Raw genomic sequence first — 23,090 nt, forward strand, 5'->3', positions numbered from 1 at the left:
GGAACGCGTGCGGCACGTGACGCGCGCCGCCTCCGATGAAAACGGTCATGACCGTCGCATCGCATGGCGCAATTGTGGAAGAATCATGTCCTATCCATCAGTGCCAAGAATCGTCGATCGGACTGGTCCATGCCGTCCGCTCCCGTCGCCCACGAGACCGTGATGCCCGCCCCAACGCCCGCCCTGACCATCGAAATCGACCGGCACCATCAGTTGCCGATCTACCTGCAGATCTGCGAGCGATTCAGAACCGCGATCGCGGCAGGCCATCTGCGTCCCGGCGATCGCGTGCCCGCGCTGCGCGGCCTCGCGACGCAGCTGAACACGGCGCGCGGCACCGTCGAGCAGGCGTACACGATCCTGGTCGACGAGGGATATCTGCAGATGCGCGGCGCGGCCGGCACGTTCGTCTCGCCGTCCCTGCCGAAATCGCTGACGCGGCCGACGCCCGCGCGCGGCGACGAACAGGCATGGCGCCCCGACGCCGCCGCCCTCCGGGTGCCGGGCGTGTCGCGCGAGCACCCGCCTCCGCGCCGGCCCCAGCCGATCGCGGTCGCGCTGAGCGGCGAGCCGCGCCCGTTGCAACCGGGGCTCCCCGCACTGGACGCGTTTCCGCGCAAGGTGTGGCACCGGCTCGTGTCTCACCGTGCACGCAGCGCCGAACGCGCGTTGCTCGGCTACCCGAACCCGGCCGGCTACCGGCCGCTACGCGAGCACATCGCCACCTATCTCGGCTTGTCGCGCGGCGTCACCTGCGTACCGGAACAGGTGTTCATCACCGGTGGCTACCGCGCCACGCTGGAACTCGTGCTGCGCAGCCTCGCGCGTCCGAACGATCGCGTATGGTTCGAGGACCCCGGCTACCTGCTGGCCCGCACCTTCCTGTCCGAGACCGGTGTGCAGCTCGTTCCGGTACCGGTGGACGCCGAGGGCATCGACGTCGAGCGCGGCAAGCAGCTTGACGCGCACGCGCGCTTCGCGCTGGTGACGCCGTCCCATCAGAGCCCGCTTGGGCACACCCTGTCGCTGGCCCGGCGCATCGCGCTGCTGGACTGGGCGGAAAAGACGTCGGGCTGGATCGTCGAGGACGACTACGACAGCGAGTTTCGCTATCTCGGCCGCCCGCTGCAGGCGCTGAAGAGTCTCGACCGCCGGGATCACGTGATCTATTGCAGTACCTTCAGCAAGGCGATGTATCCCGGTTTGCGGCTCGCCTACGCGGTCGTGCCCGAGCGGGCGATAGAGCGTGTCGACCGCGTCGCATGCAGCATGAATGCCGGATCGCCGACACTGCTGCAGGCCGCCCTGGCGGATTTCATCGAACAGGGGCACTTTGCCCGGCACCTGAAGCGGATGCGTACGCTGTACGGCGAGCGGCGCACGCTGATCGTGAACGCCTTGCGGCAGGCGTTCGGCGAGCGGCTGATCGTCGAGCTGCCGCCCGGCGGAATCCAGTTCGCGGTGCGGTTCCCGGACGGGCCCGACGGGCCGGTCGACGACGTCGCCGTCGCCGCGCGCGCCCGCGAAGCGGGCCTTGCGATCCTGCCGCTCTCGATCTGGTATACGAACAGCCACACGCAGCAGACGCCGCGCGGGCTCGTCATCGGGTTCGCGAACGTCGTCGATGCGGCCGAAGCGCACCGTCACGCGCACACGCTGCGCGCGTGCCTGGATCGCTGACACACGGAAATTCGCGGCTGCGCCCGTCGCACCGGGTTCCGGATTGGTGTCCGACGGGAAACAGACAATCGCCCTGAACGGCTATACCGCCGCCCTGTGCACGCCTCTAGCATGGACACGTCGTTCTTTCGTGGACGAACCAGGAATCAGGCTGCACCGGGCGATTGCCGTATTCGTCACACGATCGCTCGACACCCACCCTTCGCGGCAGACGCAATTCGCGTGGGGCGTGCAGCCCCCTTCGCAAGACGTTTCGACCGTCGAAGCGCGTCGCTGAACTCGAGCAAGCATCATGGATGACAAGAAGCTGCAGGCCCCCTCGCTGTCTCTCCTCGACAGGTATCGGGGCCGTGACTTTCAACCCCTTTACACGACGACCGTCACCGTTTCCGGCGGCGAGACGGGACACGGCCGCGCATCCGGCGTGGCCCGCTCCGACGACGGCAATCTCGCGGTCGATCTGCGCCTGCCCGCCGAGTTCGGCGGGCCCGGCAACGGGACCAATCCGGAGCAGTTGTTCGCCGCGGGGTTCGCCGCGTGCTTCCACGGCGCGCTCAATCTGCTCGGGAAACGCGCCGAAATGGAGGCCCCCGAGACGGCCGTGGAAGTGCAGGTGTCGTTCGGCCGCGATCCGATGGACGGTGGCTTTGCATTGCTCGTCGACGTTCGGGTGCGGATGCCGGGCGTCGATCGCAGCGTCGCGGAGGAAATGGTCCGCACCGCCGAGCGCCTGTGCCCGTATGCAAAGATGGCGCGGCAAGGCACCGTCAACATCATGACCGTCGTCGACTGAATCGGCGCCTTGCGTGCCGCGGCGGCGTCTTGTCGCCGACGTCCTTCAACCGCCGCGTGCCTGCACGCCCCGCCGCGCATCTCGCGACACACGCGGGGCGCCGACCGATCAGCCGAACGATGCCAGCGGATTACCCGCTGCCAGCGCGTCGGTGCGATTCGGCGCCGGCGGGTAGATCCCTTGCGTGTTGATCATCTGCTTGCGCGCCTTTCCTTCCGCGTGCGTCAGCTTGATCTGCCGATCCCAGCCTTCCGAGTAGACAGCGCCCCACTCGCCAAGGTCGACGCATGTCGCATAGAACGGCTGGCGGTACGTGAGCGTCGGCACACCGATCAGATCCGCGGCCACGTTGTGTCCGCCGAATTGCCCCATCACGATCGCGTGCTGGCACGACATCAATGCATCGTGCCCGTCGTCGTCGCACCGTGCCCGCGCCACGTCTCCCGCCACGAATACGTGCGGTGCGTCGGCGACCCGAAGATCGGCCGTGACCGCGACACGTCCGAGCGCGTCGAGATGCGACGAGACTTGCGCCGCCAGCGGGCTGGCGCGCATTCCGCCTGCCCAGATCACGGTCATCGCTTCGATATGCGTGCCCGATGCGGTGCGAACGCCGTCGGCCGCGATCGACACGACACGCGAACCGAGCACGGCTTCGACGCCCAGCGAATCGAAGGCTTCAGCGACGTACGGGCGAGGATTGGGCCCGAGATCGGGGCCGATGTCGTCCTGCGCGCCGATCACGACGACACGGCTCTTCGCATCCGGGCCAAACCACTCGCGCAATCGCTTGGGCAACTCGGTGGCGACCTCGATGCCCGTGAAGCCGCAGCCGACCACCGCGACCGTATTGCGTGCCGGCGATTCCGGCAGTTTCGCGAGCGTCGCGAAGTGCGCGTCGAGTGCGACCGCGTCCTCGATGCAATCGACGGAGAACGCGTGTTCCGAGAGCCCGGGCACCGGCGGCCTGCTCAGCTTGCTGCCGCTGGTCAGCAACAGCCGGTCGTACGCGATCTGGCGCTTCTCGCCGTCGGCGCAAGCAACACCGACCGTCTTCTCGCGAACGTCGATCTCCTCGACACTGCCCTCGAGAAATTTCACGCCGACGGCATCGAGCAGCGGCAGCAGCGGCGCGGCCATGTGCTGCGGCCCGCTTTCGTACAACCGCGGCCGGATCTGCAATTCCGGCTTCGGCGAAACCAGCGTGATTTCAACGTCGCTACTCGTGACGCCGGCGGCGTCGAGTACGCGAGCCGCGCCCAGTGCGCCCCACACGCCGGCAAAACCGGCCCCCACTATCAGGATTTTCTGCGACATGATCATCGCCCTCGGTTGATGTCGACCGCGGCCATCCGCCGCGCGAAATCATCGTAGGGCGATGCGGACGCGCGCAGTAGATCCGCAACCGTGCTCACGATGTTGCCTGCGCGGCACCAATCGATCGCATGTCACCGGAATCGATCGCAGGCATGATGTGCGGCGAAGTTCGTGCGTTGCTGCCCCCCCTTCGTCACCCACCTGAATCGTCGATGAGGCAAATGAAATGCATCTCGGAAGATCGTACAAGCTATCGGAATTCCTGATCTGGACGCGCTGGAAGATCTACGAGCTGCTCATTTTCGGTTCCGTTCCGGTCGTGCTGTACAAGTTCTTTTCGATCACGTGGCTGTCGATCCCCCTGACGATCGTGGTGCTCCTCGGCACCGCCACGTCGTTCATCGTCGGCTTCAAGAACGTCCAGACGTACAACCGTGCAGCGGACGCGCTCGAAATCTGGACCGGCATCCTGAGCAAGAGCCGCCGCTGGGGACAAATTGCGCGCGACTTCGTCGCGGATGAAGAAGTTGCCCGAAAGCTGGTATACCGCCACCTCGCCTGGCTGACCGCGCTGCGATACGACCTGCGTCGCCCGAGGATCTGGGAAAGCACGACCAGACGCTACAACGCGGAGTACCGCCGCTTCTATCGTGTTCCCGAATGGGAAAAGGACATCGGGGAACTGCTGCCCCAATACCTGTCTTCCGCGGAAACGGCGCAGGCGCTGTCGTCCTCCTCCATCACGACATGCGTGCTGAGCCTTCAAGGTACGTCGCTCAAGACGCTTTACCAGGCCGGCCAGCTGAATTCGGGTTTTTACATGGAGCTTCAAAAGACGATCGGGGACTTCGTCGATCTCCAGTCGAGATCGGAGCGATTCAAGAACTTCCCCTATCCGCGCCAGTATGCGACCGTCAGCTCGCTGTTCGTGCGGTTCTTCTGCCTTTCCCTTCCGTTCGGTCTTCTGAACGAATTCAATCGATTGAACGATAGCGTGAGCGGCTTCATGCACGGCAACATGGTATGGCTGGTCGTACCGTGCAGCGTCGCCGTTTCGTGGATGTATACGTCGCTCGAACAGGTGGGCGAAAGCACCGAGAACCCGTTTGAAGGCGGTGCGAACGATGTGCCCATTTCAACGCTGTGCAGCACGATCGAGCGCGACCTGAAGGCGATGCTCGGAGAACACGAAAGCGAAGCGTCGAGCCGCACAATCATTGCGCTTTAGGGCGTCGAGCGCCTTTCCGACGCCGCTCGACGCGACTACACGCTGCACGTGCCGCCGTCGATGCCGTCGTTCGGGCCGCACGGCGTTCCCTGCCTGTTTCCTGCTCCGGGCAATCCTCCTTTCGTCGATTGTTGTCGCCGAGACAACATGGTGAGGTCCTTCGCGGCGCTACTGCCGCGCGACCACATCGCCTACGCTTGGCGCTGACGGTGGCCGTACATGCTGCCCGATGCGTTCCGGAGCACAGGGACGACACCGCAAGCGCAACGCGCGAAACCACGCGGCAGATCTGCGCCGCGTCGCGTCTTCACGCGTCATTGGTCGCGCCGGCAAACGCCTCAAGGAGAGCATCATGATGTCGCATGAATTGATCGCGCGGTACGGTACATGGGTCGTATTCCTGAACGTGCTCGGGTCTTCGCTCGGCCTCCCGTTGCCTGCCATACCGACGTTGATCACGGTAGGTGCTGGCACCGCGCTCGTCGCGCATGTCGGGTCGTCGACGCTGCTGCATTTCCTGACGATACTGGGTGCCGCCGTGGTCGGCGGCCTGCTCGGCGATCTGGTCTGGTTCCAGGGAGGCAAACGGTACGGCAAGCGCACGCTTCACACCGTCTGCGGCCTGTCGCCGTCGCGCGAAGCGTGCGTCACGACGACCGAGCGCTTTTTCGGACGCTGGGGCGTTCGCGTGCTCGTCGTGGCACGGTTCGTACCCGGCCTTTCGCTCGTTGCCGTTCCGCTCTGCGGTGCGATGGCCGTCCGGGTGCGTGCCTTCGTCCTGCACGATTGCGCCGGCATTGCGCTGTGGGCGTCGATCGGCCTCGCCGTCGGCACGCTGTTCGCGTCGCAGATCGATGCGATCTTCGCGACTGTCGCCCGTCTCGGCTGGCAAGCGCTCGTCGTGATCGGCATCGCCCCGGTGCTGTACTTTCTGTATCGCTACTGCCGCAGGCAGATGATGGCAAATGCGCTCGGGAACGCGCGGATCAGCGCGGCCGAATTGCATGCGCTGCTCGCGAACAAGCCGCGGCCGGCCGTGATCGATATCCGTTCCGCCGAGGGGAGAACGCGCGATCCGTTTGTCATTCCGGGCGCGCTGATCGCCGATGAACACCAGCCCCGCCAGATCATGGAGTGCTATGGAACGAACCGGACGCTGGTCATCTATTGCGCGTGTCCGCACGAAGCGTCTGCCGCATCAGTGGCCAGGCAGTTGCGGCTGTCCGGCGTCAAGCTCGCCTTGCCGCTCACCGGCGGCATCGATGCATGGCGTGTCGCCGGCTTCGACGTGGAACCGATGATCGCGATGAACGACACGGCAATCGGCGTCGCCGGGCAGCAGTTTTTCACGCAGTGACCGCCATGGCGCCCTCATGCGCCGAAGTAGCGCGTATCGCCCGGCTCGCGCGGCGGGCGGCCGAAATCGGCGTCACGACTCTTGCTGCGCCGGCTTCGCGCATCCCCCGCCCCGATCGTCGGCGAACCGGGCCTTGCGCTCCCGCGACCGTGCGCCGCTCGACAACAGGGCCGGTACTTTGCTCGGGTACACTCATGCATCCGCCACACGCGCCGTCACAGCATGGACAGTCAGCTTTGGATCATTTGCGGGCTTACATTCGTCATCCATGTGATCGCGACACTGGCCTATGCGGTGCGGATTGCCGGCGTTCGAACGCGCCGGATCGCCTTGTCGTTTTCCTTGTTCGGGATCATCGCGCTGGTTTCCCGGACGGCAAATTCCTTTCAGGGGCCGTTCATCGCGAAACGGGTCGAAATGGATATTGCGCATCGGATGGGCGGCGGGCTGCTCACCGATTTTCGGCTCTTCCTGCTGAGCGCCACCGTGGCGAGCATTGCCGGCGCCTTCCTGATCCCGACTTTCCAGCGTTATTTCAGCCGCGCCGTCGAACATTTCCAGGTGAACCGTTCGATTCCGCGGCTGCTGGTGGACGCCTGCAGTCGCGCCGGCGTCAACTATCTTCGCGTGGGTGCACGATTGCCTTCCCGCCACAACGTCACGCAGCTGACCGCGAGCACCGGCGTGTCCTGGAAAGTCATCGTGCTGAACGTGGCGGCCATGGCGATCTGGACGGTCGGTGTGTTCGCGTCGCTGTATGCGGGTTACCTGAAACCCGACCTGAGGGTGACATGCGCGAACCTGTCGTCCGTCATCAACGGCTTCGCGACCGTGGTGCTGGCCGTCGTCATCGACCCGCAGGTTTCCGTCATGACCGACGATGTCATCGAGGGCCGGATATCGGAAAACAGCTTTCGGCGGGCCATCACGACGCTCGCCGGCGCGCGGGTTCTCGGCACGCTGTGCGCTCAGGCGGCGCTCGTTCCGGCGGCGTGGGTCATCGTCCGTGTTGCGGAAATCATTTAACCAGGAATAGTAGTCTGCGGATGCTGTATCGTAAGCACCCACACAGTCGCGCAGACGGGCCCACGATCTCCGTCGAGATGTTCCAGATGATCCCACTCCACAGCAATCCAGCGTTCTTTCAGCTCCTTGCCGACAGCTACGCCCGGCTGCTTGGCCGCCCCCTGGTGCCTCAGGCCATGCACGTGGACGAAGCTACCGAATGGCTCTATGAGCATGCGCCGTTCGCGGTACTCGCGCACAACACCGATCCCGACCCGGTCTTTATTTACGGCAACAAGGCCGCGCAGCGCCGGTTCGGGTACAGCTGGGATGAAATCACCCGACTGCCGTCCCGACTTTCAGCCGAGGCCCCGAATCGCGAGGAGCGGCAGCAATTCCTCGCACGCGTTCAGCGGCTCGGCTACGAAGCGGGCTACAAGGGCGTGCGGGTCACCAAGTCAGGCCAGCGCTTCACGATCGAGGAAGCCACGCTGTGGCAACTACTCGACGCCGACGGCACACTGCACGGTCAGGCGGTCGTCATCCCGCGCACGCGGGACATCTGATCGGACGGTCCGGTTTCTGAACCAGGGTCTGGCCGCCCTGCACGCTCCACCCTTCCATCGACTGCATTGGTGCGGAACGGGCAACACCATGCATCCCGAGTCGGTCTGGTGCGTCGGCTTGTCTTTGCCTAGCATGCAAGTACGTGTGGTCCATCGACGGGATGGCGCTCGTGGGGATTGACTGGCAGGCAAGCGCTGCGCCGTTGCGCTGATTCGCTTCGAAGAACAACGCAGCGCCTCGATACGCAAGGTTCGAGAGACGTTCGCGTTGGCCATACCAGCAACCAGGAGGCATATGGAGAACGAGAGGTTGCAACCTCCGCCGCTGACACTGCTCGACAAATACCGCGGGAAGGAGTTCGCCCCGCTCTACACGACCACGGTCACGGTCTCTGGCGGTACATCCAGGCACGGCCGTGCATCGGGCATCGTGAAATCCGACGACGGCAGTCTCGTCCTCGATCTGCGCTCGCCCCCCGAATTGGGCGGCCCGGGCGGCGGCACCAATCCCGAGCAGCTATTTGCCGCCGGTTACGCCGCGTGCTTTCACGGCGCGCTGAGCCTGCTGGCGCAACGCGCGCGGGTCGATATCCGGGAAACGACCGTCGCCGTCGAAGTCTCGTTCGGCCGCGATCCGGTAGATGGCGGATATGCGCTGGTTGCCAACGTCACCGTCCGCATGCCGGGTGTCGAGTTGCCCGTCGCGGAAGGCCTCGTGCGCGACACGGAACGTCTCTGTCCTTATACGAAGATGGCACGACAAGGCATATGTGGCTTCATTGCCGTGTCGGCATGATGAGCGACTGGTGCGGAAGCGGCAACAGAGTGCGCACCTTGCCGGTACTACTGGCCCCCGGGGCGCACGATTACGATGGTTGCCAGGCAGGTGCTGCGGCGAATCACCATCCGACGCGCCGGCGGCACCGCTTCAACCGATCAGGAGAACAGATCATGACGCAACGTATCAACTACTTTCAGCAATCGCCGGAACTGACCAGGAAGCTCATCGAGCTGGACGGCCTGTTTCAGAAGACGACGATCGAGGCGCCGGTGCGCGAGCTCGTCGAGATCCGGGCATCGCAGCTCAACGGCTGCGCATTCTGCGTCGACATGCACATCAAGATGGCAAAGATTCATGGCGAGCGTGAATTGCGCCTGCACCACGTCGCGATCTGGCTCGAATCGACGCTGTTTTCACCCCGCGAGCGCGCCGCGCTGGAATGGACCGAGGTACTGACCCGCCTCCCCGCGCATGGCGTGCCGGACGACCTCTACGCACGCGTTCGGGAACACTATTCCGAGCAGGAATTGTCGGATCTCACCGTCCTCGTGGGCGCCATCAATAGCTGGAACCGGCTGAATGTCGCATTCCGCATCGTGCCGGGATCGTTCGACAAGATGTTCGGGCTCGACAAGGCCAACCTGGAGTAACGACATGAAACGCATCATGCTCGTACTCGCGCCGCTGGTATCGTCGCTGCTGATGGCCGTTCAGCCGGCCGTCGCCGCACCGCACGCGAAGGTCACGCCGCTGACCACGGAGCCGTTGCCCGAGTATCCGGGCAAGGAAGTCCAGATGATCGTCGTGGACTATCCGCCCGGCAGCGTCGACCCCGTTCATCGTCACGACGCGCACGCGTTCGTCTACGTGCTCGACGGCAGCATCGTGATGGGCCTGAACGGCGGCAAGGAGGTCACGCTCCACGCCGGCGACACGTTCCACGAAGGCCCGGAGGACGTCCACACGGTCGGGCGAAATGCCAGCAGCACGAAGCCGGCAAAATTCGTCGTGTTCCTCATCAAGAACAAAGGCGCACCGGTCCTCACCCCCGTGAAGTAGGGTAATCGTCGTCGCGGCCCGGTAACGGCGGGCCGCTTCGCCGGTTTCAATCGCGACAATGCGTCGAACCCATGTGTTTCGTGTACGGCGACGACTCGATCCACCTCGGATCGGCAGACAGCAGCGGATCGATTCGTGTTTGAGGCCACGTTGAGGCGATCGAGCGACTTGAACGGATACGCGACGGGCGATCGCCCGATCGGGCGCCGGCGCACCGTGGTGGCGTCGGAACCTGACCCGGTTGACACGGCGGATGCGACCATCGGCCTGATCTTGCTTACCGCCCTCTGATATATGCACCGTGTTCTCGGCGGCAATCGGCCGCCGTGAACTGCCCCCTCCTGACTGGAATCAATCGCTGTCTCAAGCTTCGCGATCAACCAACTCGCATCAACCTTCGATGCACTTGTCTCGAACCCCGACTCGCTTTCCGCGATACCGATCGCGGAGATGAGCCGCGGGCTTCGCGCGACGCGTGACCAAGTGGCCGCGCGCGGATCTCGCGCCGGCCGCATGCCCTGTCTCCGCCGGTGCCTGTGCCCTCCTTCGTACGCGCCCGGCCGTCAGCGGCTCGCCGCAAAGGCATCGATTCCGGTCAGCTTCGCGGACCACGCCCACAGACGCGCCGCCTCATCCGGATCGATCGCATGCGGCCGCACGCCGAATTCCTCGTTTCCCTGCGTGACGACCGCAACGTCGCAATCCTCGCAATAGATACCGCCGATCGCCGCAAGGCGCGGCGACGTTGCCGCCCATACCTGGGTTGCGGCACCCTGGGCCGGCGTCTTGAAAGTCGGATCGACCGGCACACCGTGCTCGTCCACCCAGCCCTGCGCCATCATCTCTTCACGTGTCAGATGGCGCTGCAGCGGCGTCGCGATCTTGCCCGGATGCAGCGAATAGGCGCGGACACCGAACGGGGCGCCCAGCGCGTCGAGCTGCACCGCGAACAGCGCGTTGGCGGTCTTCGACTGCCCGTACGCGAGCCATTTGTCGTAGCCGTGTGCGAACTGGACGTCATCCCAACGAATCGGTGACAGCCGGTGCCCGAGCGACGACACTGCAACCACGCGGGCGCCGCCGCCATGCGCAAGCACGGGCCACAGTCCGTTGACGAGTGCGTAATGGCCAAGATGATTGACGGCCATCTGCGCTTCCCGGCCATCGCCGACGCGCGTCTCCGGGCACGCCATGATGCCCGCGCTGTTGATGACGATGTCCACGTTGCGCCGCCCATCGACGAACCGCGCCGCGAACGTGGCCACGCTCGCTAGATCGGCGAGGTCGAGTGCCGCAATCTCCACACCGTCGATGCCGCGCGTTGCTTCGCGTGCGGCATCGACGTGCCGTGCGCCGACGACAACGGTCGCACCGGCTTGCGCCAGCGCGCGCGTCGTTTCCAGGCCGAGGCCCGAATGGCCGCCCGTGACGATGGCGGTCTTGCCACGAAGGTCGAGATCGGCCAGTACATCGCTTGCCGTCGACGCTGCGCCGAATCCGGAATGAAGGGGGTGTTGCCTGCTCGTCATCGAAGGCTCCTGGAACGATGCGTGAAGCACGCGCCCGCCTGTCGGTCGCGTCACTGCACGAGGCCATTTTCCGGCGGCGCCCCCGGACTGTGAATGCAATAGAATCCGATTTTTCGTCGAGATCGTCCGGAGCGTGAACGTGGATCCCCTGTCGGAAGTGCTGTCGCTGCTGGAAACGCGCGACTCGTATTTCACCGGCCTGAGAGCGGGCGGCCAGTGGGCGGTTGCCATTCCCCCGCCCGAGGGAATCAAGTTCAATGCGGTTGTCGAGGGCAGTTGCTGGCTGACCGTCGACGGCGCCGGGGCGCCGATCCGGCTGCGCACGGGAGACTGTTTCCTGCTCGCATCGCCGCGGGCATTTTCGCTGGCGAGCGATCCATCTGTGACGCCGGTCCCTGCCGCCGACGTGTACCGGAACGTCGAACACGGCATCGCGCACTATGGCGAACCGGCGAACTGCTTTCTGATCGGCGGCCGCTTCTCGTACGAGGAAGGCATGCCGCTGCTGCTTGGCAGCCTGCCGCCCGTGGTGGTCGTGAGCGGCGACTCCGAACAAGCGGCGGTGTTGCGCTGGGCGCTGCAGCGGCTCGCACATGAGTTCGGCAGACCATCGCCGGGGGCGTCGCTGATGGTTCGGCATCTCGGCCACATGATGCTGGTCGAGATCCTGCGCCGCTACGTGGACGACGGCGCAAACAGCGATGTCGGATGGCTCGCCGGGTTCGCGGATTCCCGGGTGAGCACGGCGCTTGTCGCCATTCATGCGGAGCCCGCGCGACGCTGGACAGTCGACGAACTCGCGACCTGCTGCCACGTATCGCGGTCGACGTTCGCGCTGCACTTCAAGCGGCGGCTGGGATTCGGGCCGCTCGAGTACGTACTGCGCTGGCGCGTGCAGCTCGCAATGCGGGAACTGCGACGCTCGAACGCGTCGATATCGGCAATCGCGCAAATGCTCGGCTACGACTCGGATAGCGCGTTCGGACACGCGTTCAAGCGCATCGCGGGTTGCTCTCCCCGTGCCTATCGACATGACATCACGGGCGGGGCGGGCGGCTAGCGTCATCGCGCGCCACGCTACGCCCTCTGCTGGCGCCCCAGAACCCGTTTCAGTCACGCCAGTGATGCTGCCATCCGCCGATGGGATTCACTCCGATCAACATCATCGGGATAAGTTTAATTATCACAATAGCATTGTTATCAGATAAAACTCACAATCGACACAACGCGCGACCACGAGCGTCCCCGTCGTGACGACCCTGTCGAAAGTTGGCAGACGCCTTTGCATAGCCTCCCCCGGTGGCAACTTCAGCGCGTGGCGCGCAATCGCGTGAATTCACCAGGGTTCCGCACCTGTCGACCGACGACGACTGGCGAATTGACATCATTGCTTCGCAAACGGTGACAACCCCATTTTTGTCTACGCCCGCCTGCAGTGGCATGCGCGCGATGTGCCGAATCCCGTTTCGTCGAACGCCAATCGAATGATCGCGCCGGCTTACCGCCCGCGTCACGGAACGACGTGCATCGGCTGGCGACTGACACTGACTTCGCACTGACGTCCAGACGCGGGCCCCCTGTCGATTCGACAGTTGTCACAATTTCGGCAAGCAACATCAGGTGCATCCCCCCTGCCCCATGTCGCTAAATGGGGAAAAGTTTCGTTTTCCGTACGAGGCATGAATGGTCGGCGTCGACTGGTTGTCGAGGCAGTTGCCTTGTCGCGGTCGAAATAAGATGGACACCCGCTCGACGATGCGCGTATGATGGTTTCATTCGAGCGCCCGTTTGCTGTTTGCCCGCTCGCCCTCCACCCGCCACCGTGTTGCGTCGCGTACTGCCTCGCTCGCAACGTTTGTCCCTTTCACACCGACCCGCCGCGCCAAGCATCAGGCGATGCTGGCTGAATACGCTCGTCCTTGCGAGTCGCCGCAATCGATCGCCAGGAGTTCATGATGAGCATGCATATTTACCGTGGATTCGAGATCTATCCACTGATTTACCCACACGTGCCTGCGTTGGATGGCAACCCGCATAACTACGATGCCGGCTTCGACGCAGCGGTCAAGATTTGTCTTCGCGGCACCACCGATACGCTGACGCAGAGCCAGACGTTCAGGCTTCTCGACGACAGTCCGTTCGATACCGCCGGTGACGCACGTCGTGCGTCATTGCGCTATGCCGAGAGTGTCATCGACGAAAATCGCGAAAAGCAGGGCTTCTTTTCGAGCGCCGTCTGACGCGACACACGATGGCAAAGCAACTTTCCAGCAATTTGGAGGACGAAATGATCGTCGACGAACTTCTCGACCTGATCAGAGGGTGCAAGGTCACGCGGAGCGACGCTGTCCTGCCCGCTGGAATGACCCATTCCGCGCTATGTCATCAACAGGAGCTGCAGATGTTCGCGGCCGTGCGTGCGTTTTCAATCGGAGCCGGGTATTCGGAATTCGAATCCGACGAGATCGCAAGCACCGTCATGACACGACTCGGCTAGATTTCCTGTCGACCGTTTTCAACCAGGAGTTACATGACAACCATCACACTGAAGATCAACGAACCGATCGATGTCGCGCTGCGACGATTCCGGCGCAGTATCGAGAAGACCGGGTTGATTCGGGAGTTGCGCAGTCGCACCAGCTACGAAAAGCCCACGACGGAGCGCAAGCGGAAAAAGGCCAGTGCCGTTGCCAGGCAGCGCTTGCGGACGAAACGCCTGATGCCGCCCCGCAAAATGTTCTAGGAACATCGTGCACGCCGTGCCGGCCAGAGGGCCGCTTGCGTCGCCCCCTCGCCCCCCGGCATGAATTGCGGTGGCCGGACGACGCAGGCTGCAAGCCGGCCGCCTCGCAGCCGCAAGAAGGATGATCAGTACGCCCGTCACGCCGTGCAGCCGTGGTGCTGCCCGATATTGACTCCAGCATCGCCTTAGGCGTGAGCGCACATGCGCTCGCCGTGCAGCAAGTCAGGATGAAAATCATAATCAGAAGGCGAAAAACATGAGCGGGTACTGCGACGCGGCACACGAGTTGGCCCATATCAGACGATCGATCGGGCTGCTCGAGCAAGCGCAACACGCGTTCATCAACAGATCGACCGTCAACGATCCAGCGTACTGGAGAGTCAAGCTCAACAAGCTTCGCACGCAATCCGGGCGCAACAAGGTTCTCTCGCTCCAGGTGGACGAACTCCTGGCCCGCCTCGAACGCATTCACGATTCACGCTCCCGAAAATAAGAGCCGACTCCTTCTTCGCCCCCTCTTTTCCGGGTGCACGCGCATTGCAGGGAGCAATCCCGGGAGCACCATCATGATCGACGCCAACCCAGGCAACACGTTTCGACACCTTCCACTCTCGCCCGAGCAGGACGCGGAAATCCGGCACTATATAAAGAAGAAGGCGCAAAAGGGCGAAGCGTGGGACACCCCTGAGTTGGCGATGATGCTCGGAGACATGCTTTCCCCTCCGCCAAGCGACGACGAGACGCCAGAGGCTACCGTCGAAGAAGTGAAACTGGCCTGCGAACATGCATTGGCCTCGATCGACGAAGCCATGGAGTCCGTATCCGCACGTGAAGAACGACTCGCCGCGATGGAAGCCGAGGAAATGAAGCATCCCAGGCGGTAACGCATCCACGATGCCCGAAGCTCGAGCCGCAGTTGCGCCGCCGCCCCTTTGCCTTCAGCCGGATTGAACGGCCCGGCCATCCCTCCGCTCATGACGTCGCGTACGCAATCGCGCCGCCACTCGCCTCGAAAAAACGCGAATTTCCGCGAACGCCCCGCCTGCAATGGGGCGCCCGTCGTTCAGCGGCCGATCGGCAAACCCGTCGGCTCGATCCAGCCCAGCTTGTAAGCGATCAGCAGCGACAGGAACAGCGTGACCGACAACCCGACGCGTGCCGCGAGCGACCATGCCATCCGCTTGGACTTGCCGCGATCGTGATTCATGAAATACAGCGCGAAGATCAGGCTCGCGATGATCATCGCGAATGCCACGGAAACCAGCAGAGTTTTCATTGGTGATGCCCTTGAAGATCTGAATCGGCCTGAATCAGTTCGGCCAGTTTTTGCCGCTCGTCGGCGAGCGCGCCGACGCCCGACGCCGGCCAGTCCAGCGCGACGCCGTTGCCCAGCGAATCGCGCACGAGCGCCTGGTAGCGCCGGTCGTTGATCCGGCCGTGGTCCATCGTTTCCGAGATCTCGCGCCGGAACGGCAGCGGGAAACTCGCGTACGCACGCGACAGCGCCGCATATTGTCTCGCATCGATCTCTTTCGACGATGGTATGACTGTCCAGATCACCACGGCCACGATGGCCGTGAACGGGATCGCAGTGTAGCGAAGGATGAACTTGATCGGGGTCATGAAACGGTGGGCAGAAGTGATCGCGAATGCGGGCGGCACGACAATGCGGCAGCGACGACGCGGCCGGCCCGCGCAGCACGACATTGTACTGTCAGCCCCATACGGCTGACAGAGTATGATAATGACATTATCATGTCGATCACATGATTCAAGAGACCCGGCACCCGTACGCATGCGGCGTTCCCGCCCTGCCACCAGGCGCCGGTTGTCATGTCCGTGCCCGCGATCCGCGGCGATTGAGCGAAGCCACCATGCCAGCGCAGTACTTTCGAAACCTGACGGGAAAACACCGCAGCGCGACCGCAAACCGTCAGCTCGGGTTTTCGCTGGCGTTCGTCGCCGGCGCGGCCAATGCCGGCGGCTTCCTCGCGGTCAAGCAATACACGTCGCACATGAGCGGCATCGTATCGGCGATCGCCGACCAGACGGCGCTCGGCGACGTGCGGCTCGCGCTGGCCGGTATCAGCTCGCTGGGGTCGTTCCTGATCGGCGCCAGCTGCTCGGCGATCCTCGTCAACTGGGGCCGCCGTCGCGGCCTGCACAGCCAGTTCATGCTGCCGCTGCTGGTCGAGGCCGCGCTGCTGCTTCTGTTCGGGCTGCTCGGCAGCCATCTCGCGCTGTGGGAAACCTTCTTCGTGCCGGTGACCGTGACGCTGCTGTGCTTCATCATGGGGCTTCAGAACGCGACGATCACGAAGCTGTCGGGCGCGGAGATCCGCACCACACACATGACCGGCATCGTGACCGACCTCGGCATCGAACTCGGGAAGCTGTTCTACTGGAACCGGTCGGCGATCGACGTCGACGCGCACGCGGTGATCGCCAACCGCTCGAAGCTGCGGATTCACGCAACGATGCTTTCGTCGTTCTTCATCGGCGGCCTGGCCGGCGCAATCGGCTTCAAGCATGTCGGCTACGTATCGACCGTGCCGCTCGCCGCGGTGCTCGTCACGCTGGCGATCGTACCGGTGATCGACGACCTGCTCGCGTTGGTCCGCAGCAAGCGCTGAGTGCGCACCCGGCTGCGTTTCCCCACGCTTCCCCGCGTGTCCGGTAGTGGCACCGAAGGCTCATCGATTATAATTTGATTAACATACCGACCACCCTCGCCCCGCAATGGAAACAAAAACCGCCCGCCTGACCGTCCTGATCGATCCCGCGAAGAAGGAAGCATTCGAGATGCTCTGCGCAGAGCAGGACCTCACGCCTTCGCAAGTCGTGCGGCAACTGATCCGCGAGTATCTCGACCGTCACGGCGTGACGTACAAGACCAAGAGCGCGCTCGGCAAGCGCGTGAAGTAAGCGCGGCCCCACCGGCCACGCATGCTGCGGCGCATTAATGCCGCTTAATGCCGCTCAACACCGATTACGCTCCGATCTCCCACCGCCCCGGAGGCTGCGTACGCTGCACCAGCCGCTGCGGCTCGATGCACTCCCCGGCCTTCATGCGTCTCGCCGTGGCTCCCAGCTTGAGCTCGCCGGCCTGTGCGCACGCAAGTGCGCGTTCGAGCAGGATGCGGAGTGACGGCAGCCGCTGGCCGCCCTTCCACGCAAACGCGATGTAGTTGTTGTCGTCGCCGCACGGCACCAGCGTATACGACGCACCGAACACCGCTCGCAGTTGCTCGAGATGTTGCGGCAACGCCGGATCGTCGTCCATGAAGTTGATCGCCAGTACGCCGGTATCACTCAGGCGCGCCCGGCACGCAGCGAGGAATGCGGCACCCGTGCACCGGCCACGCATGCCGTCCGCGACGAACGCGTCGTGCAGGATCACGTTCGTCCGGATCTCCGCCCTTTCCAGGTGATCCGCGGCGTCGGCGCACACCACCTTGAACCGGCCGTCATCGGCAGGAATCCTGAATACGTCCCGCAGCGCGATCACGTCCGGGTTGATCTCGACCGCGTCGATCGCCGCACCGGGCAGGTGCCGGTAGCAGTACTTCGCCAGCGAACCGCCGCCGAGCCCGAGCATGCAGATATGCGCGGGCTCCGGCTGCAGCAGCAGAAAGCCCATCATCACGCGTGTATAGCCGAGCTCGAGCCGGCCCGGATCCCGGAGCGACATGAAGCTCTGCGTGCCGAAATGGTCGAAATGGAGCGAAAGCGCGTGCTGCGTCTCCAGCACGAAAGGCCGGCCGTCGTTCAGCGGCGTCGCCAGGAACCTGACGAACGCATCGTAGGAAAATCGTTCCTCGGCCATAGCGGGAAGTCGATCAAGCAGTCGATTGGCGCGGGTGCACTCAGACCTTCTTCAGGTAGCAGGCCTTCAGCATGAAGCCGCCCATGTCGGTCTTGCAGTCGACCTCGTGATCGCCGCCGACGAGCCGGATGCTCTTGACCTTGGTACCCATCTTCAGCGTGATCGACGAGCCCTTCACGCGCAAGTCCTTGATCAGCACGACCGAATCGCCATCCGACAGCACGTTGCCGTTCGCGTCCTTGACGACGTCGCCGGCAGGCTCGTCACCGGTTTCGGCGCCGGCACCGGCCGACCATTCATGGCCGCAGTCCGCGCATACGGTCAGCGTGCCGTCCGGGTAAGTGTTTTCCATCGCGCATTGCGGGCAGGCGGGGGCGGCGTTCATTGCAGCTTCCATTCGGGATGAGTTGGGTCGTCGATAAAAATGCCGGGCGCGCTGGCAGCGTCGCCCGGCCGGCCTGACGGCACACGCCGACGGATCGGCGGACCGCCGTCGGCGCACACGGCATTATAATGCAATTCACATATCTTGATCGCTGTATTATAATCGGCGTTTTCGTGCCGTTCGCCGGATTTGCAACCTGTTTCCCCGAGAATGCCGGCACATCCACGCAGGATGCACACACCCCGGCCTCGCCGCCGGCTTCTCCGGGTTCCGCGGGAAAGCGTGTTTCACGCGCGCCAGGCGCAGCGCCGGCCCGGCACCGCACACCGATTCTCCGTTCAGAGGCTTTCCGACATCGTGGCAACCGTCGTGTACGTTGAAATCGGCCCCGCGTGGAACCGCAACCGCGGCGGCGCCGCACGAAAAGCAGCCGTCGACGCGGCGCGCGGCTTCGACAGCGACATCCTGCTGATCGCGAACGGGATCAGCAGCAACGCGAAGGACAGCGCCGCCGTCGCAGCGCTGCAGGTGCACGGCGGCACGTCCGCGCAAGTGCTGGCCACCGGCCCCGACGAGGAGGCGGCGCTGCAGGCGCTGCTGCCCGTACTGCAAGCGCGCTGATTCGCGCACCACCCGGCGTCACGGCATCCCGCCCACCCCGAATCCCCTTTTCACGAGGAAGCGATGAGCGACAACTTCACGTCCAACACCCCGAACCTGTCGGCCTCCGCCATCTGGGCGCTCGAGCGCCTCGCCGACGTCCGCTACGGGCGCGATGCGCCCGCGCTCGGCTGGTCGATCGCGCGGGAACTCGTCAGCGCGGGCTTCGTCAGCCATTCCGCACACGGCCGCTCCGGCGCGTCGATCACGGCCGAAGGGCGGACCTTCCTGAAAAGCCGGAAGTAGACCGCCGGCGGCGGCGAATCGACTTGATCCTTTTGAGCATCACAATGGCGATTTTTCGCCTTATGAGGATCGCCCTGCGCTTCTAAAGTGGAGTCACCCCGAACGAACGGGCGTCAACTTTCCGATCAAGGAGCCAGTCATGAGCCGCATCGCCATCCCCGCCATCGAAACCGCCACCGGCGCAACCGCCGACGTGTACGCACAAGTCCGCAAGGTCGCCGGCGGCACTGTCCCCAACCTGTTCGCCGCCGTCGGCCATCTCGCGCCGAACGCGCTCGCGGCCGTGCTCGACGCCGAAGGCGTGCTCGCCGGCGGCACGCTGACCCGGCAGGATCTCGAAACGATCAAGCTGCTCGTCAGCGCCGATACCGGGTGTGACTACTGCGTCGCCGCGCACAACCTGCTCGGCAAGATGAGCGGCCTGTCGGCCGACGCACTGCGCGCGATCCGTTCGCGCGAGCCGAACACCGGCGACGCGAAGCGCGACGCACTGATCCGTTTCGTGCTGAACCTGCAACGGACGAGCGGCACGATCACCGACGACGAATTCGCCGCGATCCGCGAAGCCGGCTACACGGACACGCAACTCGCGGAAATCTCGCTCGCGATCGCGCTGACGATCTTCACCAACACGTTCAATCGCATCAACGACACGGTCGTCGATTTCCCGCCTGTGAAGTAAGTCGCGCGGCTGCAAGAACATCGGGACGGCATGCGCTGCCGCTGCCGTTTCGATCGCGCCCGTCGCCGGCTCCATAGCCGCGGCGGGCGTGCCGCCCGGAGGACGGCCACGGTGCTGCCTGGGGGATCGGAAAATCCAAGGTGCCGCGCTGTTCGTCGAGTGGTTCGTCGGGCCGGACAACCGTAGCAATGGGCCCGGCATCGAACCGTGCGCCGACATCTGGCTGATCCGCCTGCGATTGCATCGAACCGCAGCAGGCGCCGCCTCCTTCGCGTTTACTCCGCATCGCCGGCCTCGCCGTCGTCCAATGCCGCCGCATCGCGCGGACCACCGAACGACTGGCGCCGCCATTCACCTGGCGTCATCCCCGCCCAGCGCGTGAACACGCGGCGAAACGCAGCCACCGACTGATAACCGACGTCGGCCGACACGGCCTCCGCGCTGGCCGACGGCCGGCGCAGCGCATTCGCGGCGAGGCTCATCCGGATATCCGTCAGCAGATCGGCGGCCGAGTGCCCGAGTTTCGACTGGAAATGGCGCATGAAGGTCGCGCGCGACATGCTGCACAGCGCGGCCAGATCGGGCAGCGTCCACGGCCTTGCCGGATCGTCGAGCATCGCGACGATCGCGGGCGCGAGGCGCGGCTGGCCGGCCAGCGCCAGCAGGCCGGTCGGCGCCTGCCCCGACTCGCTGATCGCGCGCAGCGCGAGCGCGAACAGCGCCGCCGACAGCGCGTCGAGGATCGCGAGACCGCCGAGTTGCTGCTCGAGCGATTCCGCGCGCATCAGTTCCACGAGGGCGGTCAGCCGCGCGGTGGCGGCCAGCGCGTCCGCCGTGCGGCTGTCCGCCACCGCGCGCACGACGAGATCGGCCGGCAAGTGGCGCCGGATCAGCCGGTCGTGCGGCGGCGCGACCACGAAACGTCCGCACAGCATGTCCAGCCGCTCGCCGGTGCCCGCGTTCTCGCCGATGAAGACGTGACCGCCGGGCCGCTTGACCGCCGGCACCGGCGGCAACCCGCTGCCGTCGTGGAGCACATGCGGGGAACCGTGCGGCAACAGCACGAGATCGCCGCCGCCGAGTTCGCGCACGGAGCCGTCGTCGGGATTCTCGAGGATCGCGCGGCCGCGCAGCACCACGTGATACGGAATCTCGCACGCAGGCGATCTTTCATACGTGACCGCCCACGGCGCGCCGAACGCGCAGCGGATTTCGAGCTTCCCGGTGACCGTGACGAGCGCCATGAAGCGGCTCAGCCAGTCGGATTCGAGTGTCATGTCGAGGGGTGAACGCACATCGGAAGTGCGGCGTGCGCCGCATGAAAGTCCGATTATCGCGCGGTCGGCCGCTGCAATCGCGCACGTTTCCGGTTCGACGCCGTCGATGCACCGGCGTCACTCGCGGCCGCCGGAGGCCGCCGGACGCGACGCCCGCCGCGACAGGGGTTTTGCTATCATTCCCGCGCCCTGTCTTGCCGAAATGGACCTGCCCGCTCGCAGCGTGCCGCGCTCGTGTACCGCCGATCGCATGCCGCCGCTCACCGACCAACACCGCCGCCCGACCTGCCGGCGAGCGCGTGAACGGGCCCCGACCAGCGCGGCATCGACGTGCCGACGGCCCGGCCGTCCCATGCGCCCCCTTCTTTCCGGAAACCACGATGCCGCCTGTCTCTTCCCCGCCCGTTCTCGACACGCCGCGCCTCATCCTCGAAGGCCATCCGCTCGGCGACTTCGACGCGCTCGCCACGATGTGGGCCGAGCCCAAGGTCGTCGAGCACATCTTCAACGGCGAGCCGTCCGCGCCGCGCGACTCGTGGATGCGCATGCTCGCGTATCGCGGGCTGTGGCCGCTGCTGGGTTATGGCTACTGGGCGATTCGCGAGAAGGCGTCGGGCCGCTATGTCGGCGACCTCGGCTTCGCCGATTTCCACCGGCTCATCGAGCCGTCGATTCGCGGCGTGCCGGAAGCCGGCTGGGCCCTCGCGACGTGGGCGCACGGCAACGGCTACGCGACCGAGGCGCTCGCGGCCGCGCTTGCGTGGCTCGACGGGCAGCAGCGGTTCGAGCGCAGCGTATGCGTGATCAAGCCGACCAACGTTGCGTCGATTCGCGTCGCGGAGAAAGCGGGTTATGGCGAGCCGCAGCGTATCCGCTTCAACGACGCCGATTCGTTGCTGTTTTCGCGCAAGCGCCGATAGGCGAGCGTGGTCCGTCGGTCACGTCAGTCCACGACCGGTTCGTAAAAGCGCAGGAAGAGGCCGTTGTCCATCGGCCAGCAGTTCCCGCTTTCGTCGAGCAGAATCCAGTCGCCCGGCTTCACCGGACGCCAGCCTTCCGGCGTCGCGACTGCCCACGTGCCGTGGCGCCGCGCCACCCGGTCATGGTCGCCATCGACGAACCATCGTGTGGCGTCGACGTAGGCGGTACGTTTTCTGAATCTCATCCTGCCACCCAAGAAAGCGGATATCTGCATCGCGCTCAATGACGGAGCGCGAATCGCGTGTCGGCGCGGGACGCGCATCGCGATGCCGCAGCGTCCGCGTCGAGCGCGCGCTGCCCGGCCTGCAACGCATGCGTCGCCGCCTGCGTTTCGTGCAACGCCGCCCAGCCCTCGGCGACGAGCGCCTGCAACGTTTCGCGTGCGACGATGGAGATCCGGACATCGGTCTCCTGCATTCTCCCGAGCGCCGACACGACCTCGTCCGGCTGATCGGGCGCGAGCGCAAGCACGAACCGCGAACGCGTCTCGGCGGCCCGGACGGCCTCGGCCCAGTCGGCCCGCGCCACAGCGGCTTCGATCGCGTTCGTGAGCGCTTCGAGACTCTGCACGACTTGCCACGGCATCATGTCGCCTTCCCGTCAGTTGCCTGTCACCGTCCGCATGACGGACGAAATCGCGGCGCATCATGCGCGCGCATCAGGAAGCGAAATTGTAGGGAACGATACGCGGCGACATCGGTAATATTTTGTAATGAAATGTCGAGTAACCTTGCCTGGCGGGGGATCGACTCGTACAGGCGGCGTTCGAGACGGTGGAATTCCGCAAACGGTTTCGCCGGAGGCATGTTCGACGGCCCCCGCTCAGCCGCGCCGCTGCCGGACATCGCATCGAAGCGCTTCGGCAACACGCGCGTGCTGGATGCCGCCCGCTTCGCGCGTTCCGCCCGGCAGCGGCGACTTCCCGATAGCTGCGTGTCATCCCCGGATTCAGATTTCGCCACATTTCGGCGAAAT

At 64.8% G+C, this 23,090-nt stretch carries 31 protein-coding genes; 21 read left to right on the forward strand and 10 right to left on the reverse strand.

What is annotated here, in order from left to right:
• Positions 1-162 precede the first annotated feature (162 nt).
• Entirely contained in the window at positions 163-1,680 is a 1,518-nt protein-coding gene (locus AB3K92_RS03325) for a PLP-dependent aminotransferase family protein (RefSeq protein WP_059710522.1), read from the forward strand.
• Positions 1,681-1,972: 292 nt separating this feature from the next.
• A complete protein-coding gene (locus AB3K92_RS03330; RefSeq protein WP_021158227.1) occupies positions 1,973-2,473 on the forward strand; it encodes an Ohr family peroxiredoxin in 501 nt (166 codons plus the stop codon).
• Between the two features lie 108 nt (positions 2,474-2,581).
• Here AB3K92_RS03330 and AB3K92_RS03335 read toward each other — a convergent pair whose 3' ends face one another.
• On the reverse strand, positions 2,582-3,790 hold the full coding sequence (locus tag AB3K92_RS03335) for an NAD(P)/FAD-dependent oxidoreductase (RefSeq protein WP_369464435.1): 1,209 nt from the start codon (positions 3,788-3,790) through the stop codon (positions 2,582-2,584).
• Between the two features lie 226 nt (positions 3,791-4,016).
• On the opposite strand from AB3K92_RS03335, the gene AB3K92_RS03340 reads away from it, so the two are divergent.
• The 7 genes from AB3K92_RS03340 to AB3K92_RS03370 all read left to right on the forward strand — a co-directional run bounded on the left by AB3K92_RS03340 (position 4,017) and on the right by AB3K92_RS03370 (position 9,786).
• On the forward strand, positions 4,017-5,018 hold the full coding sequence (locus tag AB3K92_RS03340) for a bestrophin family protein (protein ID WP_369464436.1): 1,002 nt from the start codon (positions 4,017-4,019) through the stop codon (positions 5,016-5,018).
• 352 nt (positions 5,019-5,370) lie between these two features.
• Positions 5,371-6,375 carry a DedA family protein/thiosulfate sulfurtransferase GlpE gene (locus AB3K92_RS03345; RefSeq protein ID WP_369464437.1) on the forward strand — a complete coding sequence of 335 codons (1,005 nt, stop codon included), beginning with the start codon at positions 5,371-5,373 and terminating at the stop codon, positions 6,373-6,375.
• A 222-nt stretch (positions 6,376-6,597) separates the two neighbouring features.
• Positions 6,598-7,401 carry a lipid II flippase Amj family protein gene (locus AB3K92_RS03350; protein ID WP_060156596.1) on the forward strand — a complete coding sequence of 268 codons (804 nt, stop codon included), beginning with the start codon at positions 6,598-6,600 and terminating at the stop codon, positions 7,399-7,401.
• An 86-nt stretch (positions 7,402-7,487) separates the two neighbouring features.
• Positions 7,488-7,946 (forward strand): MEKHLA domain-containing protein, encoded by a 459-nt coding sequence (locus AB3K92_RS03355; RefSeq protein ID WP_369464635.1) that lies wholly within the window; start codon positions 7,488-7,490, stop codon positions 7,944-7,946.
• A gap of 295 nt (positions 7,947-8,241) precedes the next feature.
• Positions 8,242-8,742 carry an Ohr family peroxiredoxin gene (locus AB3K92_RS03360; protein ID WP_369464438.1) on the forward strand — a complete coding sequence of 167 codons (501 nt, stop codon included), beginning with the start codon at positions 8,242-8,244 and terminating at the stop codon, positions 8,740-8,742.
• A 155-nt stretch (positions 8,743-8,897) separates the two neighbouring features.
• Positions 8,898-9,377: a carboxymuconolactone decarboxylase family protein gene (locus AB3K92_RS03365; protein ID WP_021158220.1), complete on the forward strand. Its 480-nt coding sequence runs from the start codon at positions 8,898-8,900 to the stop codon at positions 9,375-9,377.
• A 4-nt stretch (positions 9,378-9,381) separates the two neighbouring features.
• Positions 9,382-9,786 (forward strand): cupin domain-containing protein, encoded by a 405-nt coding sequence (locus tag AB3K92_RS03370; protein ID WP_021158219.1) that lies wholly within the window; start codon positions 9,382-9,384, stop codon positions 9,784-9,786.
• 563 nt (positions 9,787-10,349) lie between these two features.
• On the opposite strand, the gene AB3K92_RS03375 is transcribed toward AB3K92_RS03370, so the two are convergent.
• The gene (locus AB3K92_RS03375; protein ID WP_060219804.1) at positions 10,350-11,315 is read right to left on the reverse strand and encodes an SDR family NAD(P)-dependent oxidoreductase; all 966 of its coding nucleotides are present in this window, start codon (positions 11,313-11,315) and stop codon (positions 10,350-10,352) included.
• Between the two features lie 139 nt (positions 11,316-11,454).
• Here AB3K92_RS03375 and AB3K92_RS03380 point away from each other — a divergent pair, with 139 nt between their 5' ends.
• The 6 genes from AB3K92_RS03380 (at position 11,455) to AB3K92_RS03405 (ending at position 14,942) form a co-directional block, all read left to right on the forward strand.
• On the forward strand, positions 11,455-12,375 hold the full coding sequence (locus AB3K92_RS03380; protein ID WP_059707858.1) for an AraC family transcriptional regulator: 921 nt from the start codon (positions 11,455-11,457) through the stop codon (positions 12,373-12,375).
• An 895-nt stretch (positions 12,376-13,270) separates the two neighbouring features.
• Positions 13,271-13,555, forward strand: a complete 285-nt coding sequence (locus AB3K92_RS03385; protein WP_027792578.1) for a hypothetical protein — start codon at positions 13,271-13,273, stop codon at positions 13,553-13,555.
• 47 nt (positions 13,556-13,602) lie between these two features.
• A complete protein-coding gene (locus AB3K92_RS03390) occupies positions 13,603-13,812 on the forward strand; it encodes a hypothetical protein (protein ID WP_042973949.1) in 210 nt (69 codons plus the stop codon).
• A gap of 33 nt (positions 13,813-13,845) precedes the next feature.
• The gene (gene rpsU, locus AB3K92_RS03395) at positions 13,846-14,058 is read left to right on the forward strand and encodes a 30S ribosomal protein S21 (protein ID WP_021158214.1); all 213 of its coding nucleotides are present in this window, start codon (positions 13,846-13,848) and stop codon (positions 14,056-14,058) included.
• Positions 14,059-14,314: 256 nt separating this feature from the next.
• A complete protein-coding gene (locus tag AB3K92_RS03400) occupies positions 14,315-14,551 on the forward strand; it encodes a hypothetical protein (protein WP_059492741.1) in 237 nt (78 codons plus the stop codon).
• 73 nt (positions 14,552-14,624) lie between these two features.
• A complete protein-coding gene (locus AB3K92_RS03405; protein ID WP_369464440.1) occupies positions 14,625-14,942 on the forward strand; it encodes a hypothetical protein in 318 nt (105 codons plus the stop codon).
• A gap of 179 nt (positions 14,943-15,121) precedes the next feature.
• Here the strand turns inward: AB3K92_RS03405 and AB3K92_RS03410 are convergent, their stop codons facing one another.
• On the reverse strand, positions 15,122-15,334 hold the full coding sequence (locus tag AB3K92_RS03410) for a twin transmembrane helix small protein (protein ID WP_006489184.1): 213 nt from the start codon (positions 15,332-15,334) through the stop codon (positions 15,122-15,124).
• A complete protein-coding gene (locus AB3K92_RS03415; RefSeq protein ID WP_027792574.1) occupies positions 15,331-15,681 on the reverse strand; it encodes a hypothetical protein in 351 nt (116 codons plus the stop codon). Before AB3K92_RS03415 ends, AB3K92_RS03410 begins: the two co-directional genes overlap by 4 nt.
• 251 nt (positions 15,682-15,932) lie before the next feature.
• On the opposite strand from AB3K92_RS03415, the gene AB3K92_RS03420 reads away from it, so the two are divergent.
• Positions 15,933-16,691, forward strand: coding sequence for a YoaK family protein (locus tag AB3K92_RS03420; RefSeq protein ID WP_021158210.1), 759 nt, complete (start codon positions 15,933-15,935; stop codon positions 16,689-16,691).
• Positions 16,692-16,797: 106 nt separating this feature from the next.
• Entirely contained in the window at positions 16,798-16,983 is a 186-nt protein-coding gene (locus tag AB3K92_RS03425) for a ribbon-helix-helix protein, CopG family (protein WP_021158209.1), read from the forward strand.
• Between the two features lie 64 nt (positions 16,984-17,047).
• Here AB3K92_RS03425 and AB3K92_RS03430 read toward each other — a convergent pair whose 3' ends face one another.
• Together AB3K92_RS03430 and AB3K92_RS03435 are read right to left on the reverse strand one after the other, a co-directional pair.
• Positions 17,048-17,884 (reverse strand): spermidine synthase, encoded by an 837-nt coding sequence (locus AB3K92_RS03430; protein WP_369464441.1) that lies wholly within the window; start codon positions 17,882-17,884, stop codon positions 17,048-17,050.
• Between the two features lie 40 nt (positions 17,885-17,924).
• Complete coding sequence (locus AB3K92_RS03435; protein ID WP_021158207.1) at positions 17,925-18,269, reverse strand: zinc ribbon domain-containing protein YjdM; 345 nt, start codon at positions 18,267-18,269, stop codon at positions 17,925-17,927.
• A 357-nt stretch (positions 18,270-18,626) separates the two neighbouring features.
• Between AB3K92_RS03435 and AB3K92_RS03440 the strand changes: the two genes are divergently transcribed.
• The 3 genes from AB3K92_RS03440 (at position 18,627) to AB3K92_RS03450 (ending at position 19,857) form a co-directional block, all read left to right on the forward strand.
• Positions 18,627-18,890: an HPr family phosphocarrier protein gene (locus AB3K92_RS03440; RefSeq protein ID WP_042973918.1), complete on the forward strand. Its 264-nt coding sequence runs from the start codon at positions 18,627-18,629 to the stop codon at positions 18,888-18,890.
• A gap of 63 nt (positions 18,891-18,953) precedes the next feature.
• Positions 18,954-19,175 carry a hypothetical protein gene (locus AB3K92_RS03445; RefSeq protein WP_021158205.1) on the forward strand — a complete coding sequence of 74 codons (222 nt, stop codon included), beginning with the start codon at positions 18,954-18,956 and terminating at the stop codon, positions 19,173-19,175.
• A 139-nt stretch (positions 19,176-19,314) separates the two neighbouring features.
• Positions 19,315-19,857: a carboxymuconolactone decarboxylase family protein gene (locus AB3K92_RS03450; RefSeq protein ID WP_059485826.1), complete on the forward strand. Its 543-nt coding sequence runs from the start codon at positions 19,315-19,317 to the stop codon at positions 19,855-19,857.
• 275 nt (positions 19,858-20,132) lie between these two features.
• On the opposite strand, the gene AB3K92_RS03455 is transcribed toward AB3K92_RS03450, so the two are convergent.
• Positions 20,133-21,134: an AraC family transcriptional regulator gene (locus tag AB3K92_RS03455; protein ID WP_124467788.1), complete on the reverse strand. Its 1,002-nt coding sequence runs from the start codon at positions 21,132-21,134 to the stop codon at positions 20,133-20,135.
• Between the two features lie 380 nt (positions 21,135-21,514).
• Between AB3K92_RS03455 and AB3K92_RS03460 the strand changes: the two genes are divergently transcribed.
• Entirely contained in the window at positions 21,515-22,054 is a 540-nt protein-coding gene (locus AB3K92_RS03460; RefSeq protein ID WP_059587615.1) for a GNAT family N-acetyltransferase, read from the forward strand.
• A 23-nt stretch (positions 22,055-22,077) separates the two neighbouring features.
• On the opposite strand, the gene AB3K92_RS03465 is transcribed toward AB3K92_RS03460, so the two are convergent.
• The 3 genes from AB3K92_RS03465 to AB3K92_RS03475 are packed head-to-tail and all read right to left on the reverse strand — an operon-like array spanning position 22,078 to position 23,077.
• A complete protein-coding gene (locus AB3K92_RS03465; RefSeq protein WP_059587617.1) occupies positions 22,078-22,299 on the reverse strand; it encodes a hypothetical protein in 222 nt (73 codons plus the stop codon).
• A gap of 35 nt (positions 22,300-22,334) precedes the next feature.
• The gene (locus tag AB3K92_RS03470; RefSeq protein WP_369464442.1) at positions 22,335-22,703 is read right to left on the reverse strand and encodes a hypothetical protein; all 369 of its coding nucleotides are present in this window, start codon (positions 22,701-22,703) and stop codon (positions 22,335-22,337) included.
• Between the two features lie 23 nt (positions 22,704-22,726).
• Complete coding sequence (locus AB3K92_RS03475) at positions 22,727-23,077, reverse strand: hypothetical protein (protein ID WP_155637512.1); 351 nt, start codon at positions 23,075-23,077, stop codon at positions 22,727-22,729.
• Positions 23,078-23,090 lie beyond the last annotated feature (13 nt).

This window comes from Burkholderia sp. Bmkn7, assembly GCF_041103175.1.
Taxonomy (GTDB): domain Bacteria; phylum Pseudomonadota; class Gammaproteobacteria; order Burkholderiales; family Burkholderiaceae; genus Burkholderia; species Burkholderia cepacia.